Origin of the sequence: Vibrio lamellibrachiae (assembly GCF_050337265.1) — a bacterium.
Taxonomy (GTDB): Bacteria; Pseudomonadota; Gammaproteobacteria; order Enterobacterales; family Vibrionaceae; genus Vibrio; species Vibrio kyushuensis.
The window spans coordinates 67,273-80,894 of the sequence record NZ_JAKJSU010000006.1; the positions used below are offsets into that span (position 1 = coordinate 67,273).

A 13,622-nucleotide genomic window follows, 5' to 3' on the forward strand; every position below is an offset into this window, starting at 1 on the left:
GAGCATGACCCTATAGGTTTCCACGATGGTTCTAGCAGATGTGATGGTTGTAACAACAGAAATACGTGATATCGATCACCAAATCACAGCGATTTTACAGAAAGATGACTTTGATGCTGGAGAAATCGTTGGACTGGTCGATAAAAGGGAACAGATATTGCAAAATATCTTAAACTATATAAAAGAAAATCCGAGTTTTGCTGAGTCAGAAGATTGGCTCTCTTTGGTTGAACAGACCAAACGGGTTGTCGGTTTAATGCAATCAGAAACAATGCAGATCGGCAATGCCCTTAAAAAATACCGCTACGGTAATAAGTCTGTTCAACAGTACAAGAAGTTTTTATAGAAGAGGAAAGCTATGCGTGGTTCATTACAGGCATACAAAAAAGTATCAGTAGACAGTCAATTAAGTGCAGCGTCACCGCATAAGATTGTACAGATGCTAATGGCCGGTGCCATTGAGCGACTGATTCAAGGTAAAGCCGCAATGCAGCAAGGAAACATCCCAGTGAAAGGGGAGCGTTTAGGCAAGGCATTGGACATCATTATTAGCTTAAGAAGCTGCTTATCGATGAGTGATGGCGGAGACGTTGCAAAAAACTTGGACCAGTTATATGAGTTCATGATCACTCAGATTTCGGCCGCAAATCACAAAAATGATCCGCAGCCAATCGACGATGTTATCGACATTATTCGTGAAATTAAGTCAGCATGGGACCAAATTCCGGCTGAATATCATAATTTAACTGCCTCTGACGTTGGCATGTAATTACTAAGTAAAAGATGACATTAACCTCACAACAAGTAATTGCTTAGTTGCCTTATTTTTTTAATCAAATAAAATAGAAGCCACTTACAGTATTGTAGTGGCTTTTTTTGTTGCTGATTTATATAAATTGTCTATCGTTATAGTAGCTCTTATCAAAGTAAGCGCCTTGTTTCCGGACTATTAGACTTAGCCACCAACTTATCAAAATGAAGGCAATCATTCTCACCTATGCATGGTTTAGCAAAAATACTTGTGATCGAAGATGACGCACAAGTGCGAATCAATCTGAGTAATATTTTAGAATTCGTCGGAGAACAGTGTGAAGTAGTGACGTCAGATCAAATCGAAGATCTCGATTGGTCTAAGTTTGCAGCAGGATGCATCATTGGTTCTTTACAAGGACAAGTACTGCCTTCGAGCTTGAGTCAAAAGCTATCAACTGCTCACCATATTCCACTATTAGTCGCGGGTAAACAATCTTATCCAGTCGACGATTATCCTCAATATATTGGAGAGTTGGAGTTTCCACTTAACTATCCTCAACTGAGTGAAGCCCTCAGGCATTGCAAAGATTTCCTTGGTCGAAAGGGAGTCCAGACCTCCGCTGCTTCAAGGAAAAATACGTTATTTCGTAGTTTAGTTGGGCAAAGCCTGGGCATTCAAGAGGTTAGGCACCTAATTGAGCAAGTTTCTGACACCGAAGCCAATGTACTCATCCTTGGAGAATCAGGGACGGGTAAAGAGGTTGTTGCACGTAACATCCACTACCATTCAACTCGCCGAAATGGCCCATTTGTGCCGATTAACTGTGGTGCTATTCCACCTGATTTATTGGAAAGTGAACTGTTTGGTCATGAAAAAGGCGCATTTACTGGCGCGATCACTTCAAGAAAAGGGCGTTTTGAACTTGCTGAAGGTGGCACACTCTTTTTAGATGAAATTGGCGATATGCCAATGCCGATGCAGGTTAAGCTACTTCGTGTTCTTCAAGAACGTTGTTTCGAGCGCGTCGGTGGAAATACCACCATTAAAGTTAATGTAAGAGTGGTTGCAGCAACGCACCGAAATCTCGAAGGCATGATTGACGCTGAGTCATTTCGTGAAGATCTTTATTACCGCTTAAATGTGTTTCCAATCGAAATGCCAGCGTTAAAAGACCGTAAAGATGATATTCCGCTGCTACTTCAAGAGTTAATGACGCGAATGGAAGCAGAAGGCGGTCAGCCCATTTGCTTTACACCGAGATCGATAAACTCGCTGATGGAACATGATTGGCCAGGTAATGTTCGTGAGCTTGCGAATTTGATTGAAAGAATGATTATTCTGTACCCGAATAGTTTAGTGGACGTTAACCATCTTCCAACCAAATATCGCTATAGCGACATTCCAGAGTTTCAACCGGAGCAATCAAGTTTTGCTTCCATTGAAGAACAGGAACGTGACGTTTTAGCCGATATTTTCTCAGAAGACTTTAGTTTAGATTCAGCCGATGGCTTTGCCGATCACACGCATGATCATGCACCGCAATCTCTGCCACCTGAAGGTCTTAACCTCAAGGAGCTTCTTGCAGAACTTGAAGTTAACATGATCAACCAAGCATTAGATGCCCAGAGCGGCGTCGTCGCTAGAGCGGCCGATATGCTTGGCATGAGACGAACAACACTGGTTGAGAAAATGCGGAAGTACAACCTGCAACGATAGTCTGTCAATAAGTTGGCATTAAACTAACGTGTTGATATATAAAGATAATAGCCTGGCGTGCTAATTGCATGTTAGGCTATTGTAGTTTTATTGGCAGAAAGTCGACATGCAAACACCAGAGATCACTGAACATCAATCGCATTTAGGAACACTAGAAGATCAGGTCGAACGCTATAAACAAGTGTTAGACGTGATGCCTGCGGGTGTCATTCTATTAGATACTCAAGGTGTTGTGCGTGAAGCTAATCCTGAAGCTCAAAAATTACTTGAAGTCTCATTGATTGGAGAAAAGTGGTTCACCGTTATTCAAACGGCATTCTCACCTCGTGAAGATGATGGTCACGAGATTTCATTACGGAATGGACGCAAGGTGAGATTAGCAATTTCTGCTTCGCATACCGGCCAACTTATCTTAATCACTGATCTTACTGAAACCCGGTTACTTCAATCGCGTATTGGTGATCTCCAGCGGTTATCGTCATTGGGTAAAATGGTAGCCTCTTTGGCACACCAAGTACGAACGCCACTATCAAGCGCGATGCTTTATGCGTCGAATTTAGGGGCTCCTAACCTTCCTCCTGCAACCAAAGATCGTTTTCAATCCAAATTGATGGACAGATTGCATGACTTAGAGAAGCAAGTGAACGATATGCTTCTGTTTGCTAAAGGTGGTGATAACAAAGTTGTAAAGCCATTTACGATTGGTGAGTTGGTTACAGAATTCAACCCAATGGTTGAGACTGCATTAAAGAACAATCAAATCGATTATCACTTAGAAGTGGAAGAAGAACACACTGCTCTTCTAGGCAATGCAAATGCAATCGCATCCGCATTAAGTAATCTGGTGTTAAATGCGATTCAAATTAGTGGTAAGAGCGCTCAAGTGGATGTGTTCTTTCGCCCAGTAAAAGGCATGCTAAAAATTTCGGTTCAAGATAGTGGACCAGGCGTACCTAAAGAGCTGCAAAGCAAAATTATGGAACCTTTTTTTACCACTCGCTCTCAGGGAACTGGTCTTGGACTGGCTGTGGTACAAATGGTTTGTCGTGCTCATGACGGAACGTTAGAGCTTATCTCAGAACAGGGTGACGGTGCATGCTTTACTATGTGCCTGCCATTACAAAATAGTGCCTCGGACGGTCAAACGATGGTTTCTGATACGCAAGAGACCGTTTCTGATAAGCAGAGACAAATAACGGAGAATAACAATGGCTCAAAGTAAAGTCTTGATTGTAGAAGACGATGAAGGTCTACGCGAAGCTTTGGTCGATACGCTTGCATTAGCGGGTTATGAATGGCTAGAAGCAGACAGTGCAGAAGATGCCTTAGTTAAGCTTAAATCAAACTCTATTGATATTGTTGTCTCTGACGTACAGATGGCAGGAATGGGTGGTTTAGCGCTTCTACGCAACATCAAACAGCATTGGCCAAATCTTCCAGTTCTTTTGATGACGGCTTATGCCAATATCGAAGATGCTGTATCAGCCATGAAAGACGGTGCCATTGATTACATGGCAAAACCCTTCGCACCTGAAGTTCTACTTAATATGGTCAGCCGTTACGCTCCGGTAAAATCTGACGACAACGGTGATGCGATTGTAGCCGATGAAAAGAGCCTTAAACTGTTAGCGCTTGCAGACAAAGTGGCGAAAACAGACGCAAACGTGATGGTACTTGGTCCAAGTGGCTCAGGAAAAGAGGTGATGTCGCGCTATATTCATAACGCATCAACTCGTAAAGATGGCGCGTTTGTCGCAATCAACTGCGCAGCGATTCCTGACAACATGCTCGAAGCAACACTATTTGGCTATGAAAAAGGTGCGTTTACTGGGGCTGTTCAAGCTTGTCCGGGTAAATTTGAACAAGCACAAGGTGGCACAATCTTGCTCGATGAAATCAGCGAGATGGACCTAAACCTACAGGCGAAATTACTGCGTGTTATTCAAGAGCGAGAAGTTGAACGCTTAGGCAGCCGTAAGAGTATTCAACTGGACGTCCGAGTTCTTGCAACCAGTAACCGAGACTTAAAACTGTATGTTCAAGAGGGTAATTTCCGAGAGGATTTATATTATCGTCTTAATGTTTTTCCAATTACATGGCCTGCACTATGTGAGAGAACGGGTGATATAGAACCTTTAGCTCAGCACTTAGTTGAACGACACTGTAAAAAATTGGGTATCCCTGTTCCTCACTTTAATGCTGAAGCGATTTCTAAGTTGCTGCACTACACATGGCCTGGAAATGTCCGGGAGCTTGATAATGTGGTACAGCGAGCACTGATTCTTAGTGATAATCAAAATATTACTGGCGAACACATTTTACTTGAGGGTATTGATTGGCAGGACGCAAGTGGTCTACAGCATGCCGTAGAAACAGGGACGGCAGCGCCAACAATTAAACCCGTTGCTCAGGTTGACTCGCCGTTAGCGACTTCGACACAGCCATCGGGGTTAGGTGGTGAACTTCGCGACCAAGAGTACAGCATTATTTTAGACACGTTAGTTGAGTGCAATGGACGCCGTAAAGAGATGGCGGAAAAGCTAGGGATTAGCCCAAGAACACTACGTTATAAGCTTGCTAAAATGCGCGACGCAGGGATTGACGTTCCTGGCTAAAACAACGTGAAATCAAGTACAAAAATTATGGCATATTTATTGCTGCTTTTAGATAAGAATTAACATGAGTCAAAGAATTGGCATTTGAGGTTGTTATGAGAGTCGATGGTCTACAAGGCGAAATGCAAGCGTTAAAGCTTGAAGCCACAAACACAAAACCAACCGCTACAGGGCAGTCTGTAGGTGCTGATTTTAGTGACATGTTGACCAAGGCGCTCAATAACGTAAATGGGCTACAGAAGACGTCGGGCAACATGCAAATGCGTTTTGACCGTGGTGATGAAGACGTCTCACTGTCTGATGTCATGATTGCTCGAAACAAATCTAGTGTTGCTTTTGAGGCCACTATTCAAATACGTAACAAACTCGTTGAGTCATACAAAGAACTCATGAACATGCCAGTATAAATTAGGTAAATTAACGTGGCCGACGATAATCAAAACACAGACTTAGCGCTAACGGACTCTGCAGACAGTCATTCTATGGTCGCCAGTTCTGATCTTGACATGCAAGAGCAGAATCCAGATTTAGACGAAAAAAGCTCATCAAAATTTGATATGGCCATTGGCGATTTAGACCTACTTCGCCAAGTCGTACTGGTTCTTTCCATATCCATCTGTGTCGCACTCATTGTTATGCTTTTTTTCTGGGTAAAAGAGCCAGAAATGCGCCCGCTTGGTGCTTATGAGACCGATGAGCTTATTCCCGTCTTAGATTACTTAGACCAACAAAAGCAAGATTATTCGTTAGATGGTAATACCATCATGGTGCCTGTCGCCAACTACAGTAATTTAAAGCTTAATCTTGCACGAGCAGGTTTAAACCAGCAGCGTCACGCTGGAGACGAAATCTTATTACAAGATATGGGTTTTGGTGTTTCACAGCGTTTAGAGTTAGAGCGATTAAAATTAAGCCGCGAACGTCAGCTTTCGAAAGCGATAGAAGAGATGAAGCAAGTACGCAAAGCGCGTGTTTTGCTTGCTCTGCCAAAACAAAGTGTGTTTGTTCGTCACAATCAAGAGGCTTCAGCATCGGTATTCTTGACGCTAAGAACGGGCACTCAGCTAAGACAAGGTGAAGTTGACTCAATTGTTGATATGGTGGGAAGCGCAGTACCCGGCATGAAACCGACACGTGTTACCGTCACTGACCAGCACGGACGATTGTTAAGTTCAGGTTCACAAGATCCTGCATCAGCAGCGCGTCGTAAAGAACATGAATTAGAGCGCAAGCAAGAACAAGCGATGCGTGAGAAAATTGACTCGGTCTTAATCCCTATTCTCGGATTTGGAAACTATACCGCACAGGTTGATATTGAACTTGATTTCAGCGCCATTGAACAGACTCGTAAACAATTCGATCCCAATACCCCAGCAACTCGTAGTGAATACACACTCGAAGATTACAATAACGGAAATGTTGTTGCTGGTATTCCGGGAGCGTTAAGTAATCAACCGCCAGCAGATGCATCTATACCTCAAGATGTTGCGCAGATGAAAGATGGCTCGCTGCTAGGGCAAGGCTCAGTACATAAAGAAGCGACGCGAAACTTTGAATTAGACACCACCATTAGCCACGAACGTCGCCAAGCTGGCACCATTAATCGCCAAACCGTCGCTGTTGCAATTAAGAATAGCTCATCGGTTAACCCTGATACGGGTGAGACGACTTATACTTCGTTAAGTGAGAGTGACCTTAACTCAATTCGCCAGGTTTTAATTGGCGCGGTTGGATTTAATGAAGGGCGTGGCGACCTGCTAAATGTTCTTAGTATGAATTTTGCCCAGCCTGAAATGGAAAGTATTGCAGATGTCCCTATCTGGGAGCATCCTAACTTTAATGATTGGATACGTTGGTTTGCTAGTGCGCTCGTTATTGTTGTAGTGATCTTAGTACTAGTTCGCCCTGCAATGAAAAAACTACTCAACCCTGCGGCTGATGAAGATGAAGGATTGTACGGGCCTGACGGCATGCCAATTGGCGCCGATGGTGAGACAAGCTTAATTGGTGGAGATATAGAAGGCGGTGAACTGTTTGAATTTGGTTCGAGCATTGACTTACCTAACCTCCATAAAGATGAAGATGTACTCAAAGCAGTTCGTGCATTAGTGGCTAATGAACCTGAGCTCGCAGCTCAAGTTGTGAAGAACTGGATGGAAGATGCCTAACGAAGTTGTGCCTCAAGATGGGGCTGGCGGTGATGAAGAAACCGTCGATATCTCAACAATTACCGGTGATGAAAAAGCTGCAATTCTTCTTTTGAGTCTGAATGAAGATGATGCAGCAGGTATTATTCGTCATTTAGAGCCGAAGCAGGTTCAACGCGTTGGTAGCGCCATGGCTAAGGCGTCAGACCTTAGCCAAGAGAAGGTTGGTGCTGTTCACCGAGCTTTCTTAGAAGATATCCAAAAATACACGAATATCGGTATGGGCAGCGAAGACTTCATGCGTAATGCATTAGTGGCTGCACTTGGTGAAGACAAAGCCAATAACCTTGTGGATCAAATTCTGCTTGGTACCGGTTCTAAAGGTCTGGATTCATTGAAATGGATGGACCCTCGCCAAGTAGCCAGCATCATTATCAATGAGCACCCTCAGATTCAAACCATTGTATTGTCATATCTTGAAGCCGATCAGTCGGCAGAAATTTTATCTCAATTTGCTGAGCGTGACCGATTAGATCTTATGATGCGAATCGCCAACCTTGAAGAAGTTCAACCATCGGCATTGGCTGAGTTGAACGAAATCATGGAGAAACAGTTTGCGGGTCAAGCTGGTGCCCAAGCCGCCAAAATTGGTGGCCTGAAAGCCGCTGCTGAAATCATGAACTACATGGATACCAATGTTGAAGGTATCTTGATTGATCAAATTCGTGATCAAGATGAAGACATGGCGACGCAGATTCAAGATCTTATGTTTGTCTTTGAAAATCTTATTGAAGTTGATGATCAAGGTATTCAGAAATTGCTACGCGATGTGCCTCAAGATGTACTTCAAAAGTCGCTTAAAGGTGCTGATGATGCCTTGCGAGATAAGATCTTCAAGAACATGTCGAAACGTGCAGCTGAGATGATGAAAGATGATCTGGAAGCCATGGCTCCGGTTAAAGTCTCTGACGTAGAAGCGGCGCAGAAAGAAATCTTGGCGATTGCACGTCGTATGGCGGACAACGGTGAAATCATGCTCTCAGGTGGTGCTGACGAGTTCTTATAATCGGACTCTCATCGAACCCAAGTGAACGCTCTTTAAGACAGAACAGATAAGCAGTATCAACGCACATATATAATTAAGGTTTCCCATGTCAGGTGAAAGAAAACGGGGCTTTTTACGCCTTGATGATGATTCAGTCGCTCAGCCTAAGAAGTGGGGGCTGCCTGACTACGGGGCTGAGGTTAATAAGCACGCTAAAGATACAGCGATGAATTACGACCCTAGTTGGGTGCCTAATTTTGAAGAGCCTGTCGAAGAAGAACCACTGCAACTTACCGATGAAGATATTGAAAAAATCAAACAGGCCGCTTATCAAGAAGGCTTGTTACAAGGCCAGGAAGCGGGCTTTAAAGAAGGCTATGAAAAAGGCAAACTGCAAGGTCTAGAAGAAGGCCGTAGCGAAGGTATCGAACTTGGTAAATCAGAAGGGCTTACTGCTGGTCAAGAGCACATAGACGTTCAAGTACAAACCTTTGTAACCCTTGCTAATCAGTTTGCTCAGCCGTTAGAGCTAATGAACGCTCAAGTTGAAAAGCAGCTCGTCGACATGGTACTTATCTTAGTCAAAGAGGTCGTCCACGTTGAAGCTCAAACCAACCCTCAAGTTATTCTCGATACTCTGAAGCAATCTGTTGAAGCACTTCCAGTATCAGGTCACGCCATTACACTTAAGTTGCACCCTGAAGATGCCGATATTATTCGCGAGTCTTACGGTGAAAAAGAACTCGACTTTAGAAACTGGACACTTCATAACGAACCTTCACTGAACCGAGGCGATGTTCAAATCGAAGCGGGCGAATCGAGTGTTAACTATCGATTAGAAGAACGCATCCGCAACGTAATGGCCAGTTTCTGTGGTAGTAACCGTCATCAAGGTGGTGAGTAATGCTTCCGTTAGCCGAGCGTCTCAATCAGTACAAAACCCAAGGAGTAAGCTGTAAACCCGTCGCTTCTGGGAAGTTGGTACGAGTGGTTGGCTTAACCTTAGAGGCAACAGGATGTCGAGCTCCCATTGGCAGCTTGTGTACCGTTGAAACCATGACCGGTCAGATGGAAGCCGAAGTTGTAGGCTTTTCTGGCGACAACCTCTATCTAATGCCAAGTGAGCAAATAACGGGTGTTTTACCTGGCGCTAAAGTGACGCCAATGACAACCGATGTTGGTTTGTCTGTTGGTATGGAACTGCTTGGGCGTGTTATTGATGGTGTTGGTAATCCTATTGATGGGCTTGGCCCTATCTACACAGAAAAACGCGCCGCTTTTAATGCAGACCCGATTAACCCGTTAGCACGTAAACCCATTACTGAGCCACTAGATGTCGGCCTTAAAGCGATTAACGGTTTACTGACTGTCGGTAAAGGTCAACGTATTGGTCTATTTGCCGGCTCTGGTGTTGGTAAGTCGGTGACGCTTGGCATGATGACCCGAGGTACAACGGCGCAAGTCGTAGTAGTCGGGCTAATCGGTGAGCGTGGACGAGAAGTAAAAGAATTTATTGAAGAGATACTCGGTGTTGATGGTCGACAGCGATCTGTTGTAGTGGCCGCGCCTGCGGATTCGTCGCCTTTGATGCGTTTGAAAGGTTGCCAAACTGCGTTGACCGTTGCGGAATACTTTCGTGATCAAGGGTTAGACGTATTATTGCTGATGGACTCATTGACTCGTTTTGCCCAAGCACAGCGTGAAATTGCCCTTTCAGTTGGAGAACCGCCAGCAACCAAAGGTTATCCACCTTCGGTATTTGCTAAATTACCAGCGTTAGTAGAACGAGCAGGTAACGGTAGTGATGATCAAGGCTCAATCACTGCTTTCTTTACCGTATTAACTGAAGGTGATGATTTACAGGATCCTATTGCGGATGCCTCTCGAGCTATCTTGGATGGACACATAGTGTTGTCGCGTGAAATGGCCGATGCTGGGCACTATCCAGCGATTGATGTCGAGAAATCGGTCAGTCGTGTTATGCCGCAAATTACCACTGACGAGCATATGTTGATGTCCAAAGCCGTTAGGCAGGTACTCTCTATATGTCGTAAAAACCAAGATCTTGTCTCTATTGGTGCTTATAAACTAGGGACGGATCAGGCCATTGATAGTGCCTTTACCCTTAAACCTCGTCTTGATGAATATTTACAGCAGAGCATGAAAGAGAGTGTTCCTTACGCCATGTGTGTTGGGATGCTAAAAAATGTTCTTCAGATAGAGTCATAGCGTTATGGAAAATGCGTTAGGATTTTTATTAGGCCAATCAAAAGACAGAGAAGACCAAGCGGTTTTAGCTCTTAACCAAGCTCGATTCGAGCTTAACAATTATTATGAGCAGCTATCTCAGATTGAAAAGTACCGCTTAGATTATTGTCAGCAACTTATTGATCGCGGTAAAGAAGGATTAACAGCCAGCCAATATGGCCACCTCAACCGATTTTTGACTCAGTTAGATGAGACCCTTGCGAAACAAAAGTTAGCCGAATCTCACTTTAAAAGTCAGGTAGATAACTGTGAGGAGCATTGGTTAGAGGTACGTAAACAGCGTCGTTCATATGAATGGTTACTGGAAAAAAAACAGACTGAACAGCAGAAACTGCAAGCCGCCCAAGAACAAAAACAATTAGATGAGTTTTCGACATTGCAATTTAACCGCAATAAATCGCATCGAGATCTCTTTTAACTAATACTCTTGGCGTATTTCTTGCAAAATCTAAGGGCAGATCCCATTTTATCGTGCCTTCTTGCCGTTTGCGATAAATGAAAGTCAGCCAGCTTAAACCGTTTTCTTGCTAAGAGTGTTACCTATGAATATAAATCTAACGCCAGTTTCTGATAGCCCAAAAACCAAATCCGCAGTGTCTACAGGCACTGATGCGACCTCTGCTACGTCAGATGTCGCTTCGACTGAGTCCGGCGGTTTTTTTGCAGCATTCTCGAAAATGGTGGGCGATCTAATTGATGGTGATGAGCCTGCAGAGGGAAGCACTGTAGAGGCCGTTGCTAAAGACGGTAAGCCTTCAGAGAGCTCAGATACAAAGGTATCGAAAGGAAAAAGTGACACCGGTGATGAAAGCGCCGATGAACTCCTTAAGCAAGCCAGTGACTCTGATGAATCGAGCTCCAAAGTGACCAGTAAGAAAAGCAGTGATGATGAGACTGTAACTAAGGTTAAGGGCGCGAGTAGTGAAAAAGAAAGTAAAGATGCTGATGTTCAAAGTTCGAAGCAAGCAACTAAAACAGTCACTGAAAGTGATGAATTGCTGGGAAGACTGAACGAGTCGAATAACGCATTACAAGCTAAAGACGGCAAAGCCTTGCCTCAACAAGGTGAAGATAAGCAGAAGGCCACCAAGGTAGCGGCTAGTGCTGCAGGTGTTGCTGCTGTAAAAGAATCCACACCAGAAACTGCGGTTAAAGCAGCCGATCCTAAAGATCCTAAACAAATAAGTGCAGGTCAGGACACAAAACAAAAATCAGCTGCGGATATTCCTGAATCAGTTAAGCCGTTCATTGAAAAGGATCAATTAACTACAGCTAAAAACGCCCCAGTCACAGAAGCTCAACCCCATGGTGCTAAAGGTGATCCCGTTTCTGTAGGTAAAAAAGGTGCTGCAGCGGTCACTGCACAGCAAGGTGCTAATCAATTACAACAATCAGACAATGCCGCGCCAGTTGCTAAAGTATCTTCTGAAGCTCAACCCATCGATGGCGTTGTTCAAGAGTCTAAATCCTCCCAGCAGGTGAGTCAGTTATCACAAGCTCAGAATCAACAGCCTCTTACGCAACAACAAGCTCAAGTGCAAGCAGCGCAGCCAGTAGGGCAGAATAGTAATCGTAAATCGGATCAAGAAGCTCTCGCAGCAGCAAGTGTGGGTGCTGGCGCTATAATGTGGAACAATCCATCAGCGGTAGAACAAGCGAATCTAGAGCAAGCAGCTCTTCAGGCTAATCGTACACAATCGATGCCTCCTCAAAATCAGGCCGCAGTTGCAGCTTCAGTCCAACAAGCTTTGAATCAATCGCCGCAGGCTATGCAGGCTCAGGCCATGTCGGCCCAAGCAATGGACAAGTTGGCGGTTGAAAATATGGCCACGGCTATGCCTGCTGACTTAACTCAGGCTCAATTACAGCAGATGGTTGCTGCGAACGGTGCGATGCCAACGGGTGTTCACGGTCAAGCGAATAATCAGGCTGCATTAAAAGCAGCGTTAGGACTGAAAGCGGCAAATAGCATTAATGGCGGGCAGGCTAGTGATCCAAAAGATGCGGCATTGGCTCAGCAAATCGCGTTAGCAACAGGCCAGCAGCAAGGTATATCTCCAGCGCGTGCAGAAGCAACCGCACAGGCTCAGCTACCGATGCAGTTATCCCGTGAGATGGCCAGTGACCAAGTTGCCGAACGTGTTCAAATGATGATGTCAAAAAATCTGAAGAATATAGATATTCGTCTAGATCCACCTGAATTAGGTCGAATGCAAATTAGAATGAATATGAATGGGGATAACACGTCGGTTCATTTTAATGTCACGAACCCACAAGCACGTGAAGTTATCGAACAATCAATGCCTAGATTACGTGAAATGTTAGCCCAGCAAGGGGTTCAATTGGGTGATACGTCGGTGCAACAGCAAAGTGCAGGTCAACAGCAAGGGCGATATGCAGGCCAAGATAATGAACAATCTGGTCAAGGTTCAGGCAACAACGCACTAAATGGTGAAGAAAACCTTGATTCAAGCACAAAAGTTGATTTGAATGTCACAACAAAGCGTGATGGAATCAGTTATTACGCTTAAACTATACAAAACAAAACGATACAAAAAGAAAAATAGAGATTGTTATGGCTGATGAAGAACTAGAACAAGAAGCGCCCAAAGGAAAAAGTAAACTCCTCATTATAATCATCGCGGTTGTGGTATTGCTTGTAGGTGGTGGCGGTGCGGCATTTTTCTTGATGGGATCCGATGATTCTGCCGCTAAAGAGGCGGCAATGCAGGCACAAGCCGGTGCTCCGGCAGATCCTGTAGCTTATGTGAATATTCCACAGCCTTTCCTATTTAATGTCACAGGAGACTCACGAGATAGGTTAGTACAGATTAAAGTTCAGTTAATGGTTAGAGGAAGTGATAACGAAAATTTAGCTCGTTACCATTCACCGTTAATTGAGAGCTCTCTGCTTGGTACCTTCGCATCGGCAACCGTTGATCAATTACGAAGTGCTAATGGCCGAGTTGAGCTTAGAGATAAAGCGAGTGAAGATATTAAAGCAAATCTAACACGAGCTGTCGGTCACCCAGTGATTGAGCGTGTATTATTTACCGATTTTGTAATTCAGTAGGTGT

General features: G+C 44.3%; 13 protein-coding genes. All 13 read left to right on the top strand.

Annotated features, from left to right (window positions below; genetic code table 11):
• Positions 1-25 precede the first annotated feature (25 nt).
• The 13 genes from L4C54_RS09505 (at position 26) to fliL (ending at position 13,618) form a co-directional block, all read left to right on the top strand.
• On the top strand, positions 26-346 hold the full coding sequence (locus tag L4C54_RS09505; protein WP_428808007.1) for a flagellar protein FliT: 321 nt from the start codon (positions 26-28) through the stop codon (positions 344-346).
• 12 nt (positions 347-358) lie between these two features.
• Positions 359-769 (top strand): flagellar export chaperone FliS, encoded by a 411-nt coding sequence (gene fliS, locus L4C54_RS09510; RefSeq protein ID WP_428800806.1) that lies wholly within the window; start codon positions 359-361, stop codon positions 767-769.
• Positions 770-997: 228 nt separating this feature from the next.
• Positions 998-2,470 (top strand): sigma-54 dependent transcriptional regulator, encoded by a 1,473-nt coding sequence (locus L4C54_RS09515; RefSeq protein ID WP_428800805.1) that lies wholly within the window; start codon positions 998-1,000, stop codon positions 2,468-2,470.
• Between the two features lie 106 nt (positions 2,471-2,576).
• Positions 2,577-3,692: a sensor histidine kinase gene (locus L4C54_RS09520; RefSeq protein ID WP_428800804.1), complete on the top strand. Its 1,116-nt coding sequence runs from the start codon at positions 2,577-2,579 to the stop codon at positions 3,690-3,692.
• Entirely contained in the window at positions 3,679-5,085 is a 1,407-nt protein-coding gene (locus tag L4C54_RS09525; protein WP_428808008.1) for a sigma-54-dependent transcriptional regulator, read from the top strand. The genes L4C54_RS09520 and L4C54_RS09525 overlap by 14 nt, the downstream gene beginning before the upstream one ends.
• A 95-nt stretch (positions 5,086-5,180) precedes the next feature.
• Complete coding sequence (fliE, locus tag L4C54_RS09530) at positions 5,181-5,492, top strand: flagellar hook-basal body complex protein FliE (protein ID WP_428800802.1); 312 nt, start codon at positions 5,181-5,183, stop codon at positions 5,490-5,492.
• 15 nt (positions 5,493-5,507) lie between these two features.
• Complete coding sequence (gene fliF / locus L4C54_RS09535) at positions 5,508-7,253, top strand: flagellar basal-body MS-ring/collar protein FliF (protein ID WP_428800801.1); 1,746 nt, start codon at positions 5,508-5,510, stop codon at positions 7,251-7,253.
• The gene (gene fliG / locus L4C54_RS09540; RefSeq protein WP_428800800.1) at positions 7,246-8,298 is read left to right on the top strand and encodes a flagellar motor switch protein FliG; all 1,053 of its coding nucleotides are present in this window, start codon (positions 7,246-7,248) and stop codon (positions 8,296-8,298) included. Before fliF ends, fliG begins: the two co-directional genes overlap by 8 nt.
• 85 nt (positions 8,299-8,383) lie before the next feature.
• On the top strand, positions 8,384-9,181 hold the full coding sequence (gene fliH / locus L4C54_RS09545; protein WP_428808009.1) for a flagellar assembly protein FliH: 798 nt from the start codon (positions 8,384-8,386) through the stop codon (positions 9,179-9,181).
• Positions 9,181-10,506, top strand: coding sequence for a flagellar protein export ATPase FliI (gene fliI / locus L4C54_RS09550; protein WP_428808010.1), 1,326 nt, complete (start codon positions 9,181-9,183; stop codon positions 10,504-10,506). The genes fliH and fliI overlap by 1 nt, the downstream gene beginning before the upstream one ends.
• Positions 10,507-10,510: 4 nt before the next feature.
• The gene (fliJ, locus tag L4C54_RS09555) at positions 10,511-10,963 is read left to right on the top strand and encodes a flagellar export protein FliJ (protein ID WP_428800797.1); all 453 of its coding nucleotides are present in this window, start codon (positions 10,511-10,513) and stop codon (positions 10,961-10,963) included.
• A gap of 124 nt (positions 10,964-11,087) precedes the next feature.
• Entirely contained in the window at positions 11,088-13,076 is a 1,989-nt protein-coding gene (locus L4C54_RS09560; RefSeq protein ID WP_428808011.1) for a flagellar hook-length control protein FliK, read from the top strand.
• A 44-nt stretch (positions 13,077-13,120) separates the two neighbouring features.
• Complete coding sequence (gene fliL / locus L4C54_RS09565; RefSeq protein ID WP_428800795.1) at positions 13,121-13,618, top strand: flagellar basal body-associated protein FliL; 498 nt, start codon at positions 13,121-13,123, stop codon at positions 13,616-13,618.
• Positions 13,619-13,622 lie beyond the last annotated feature (4 nt).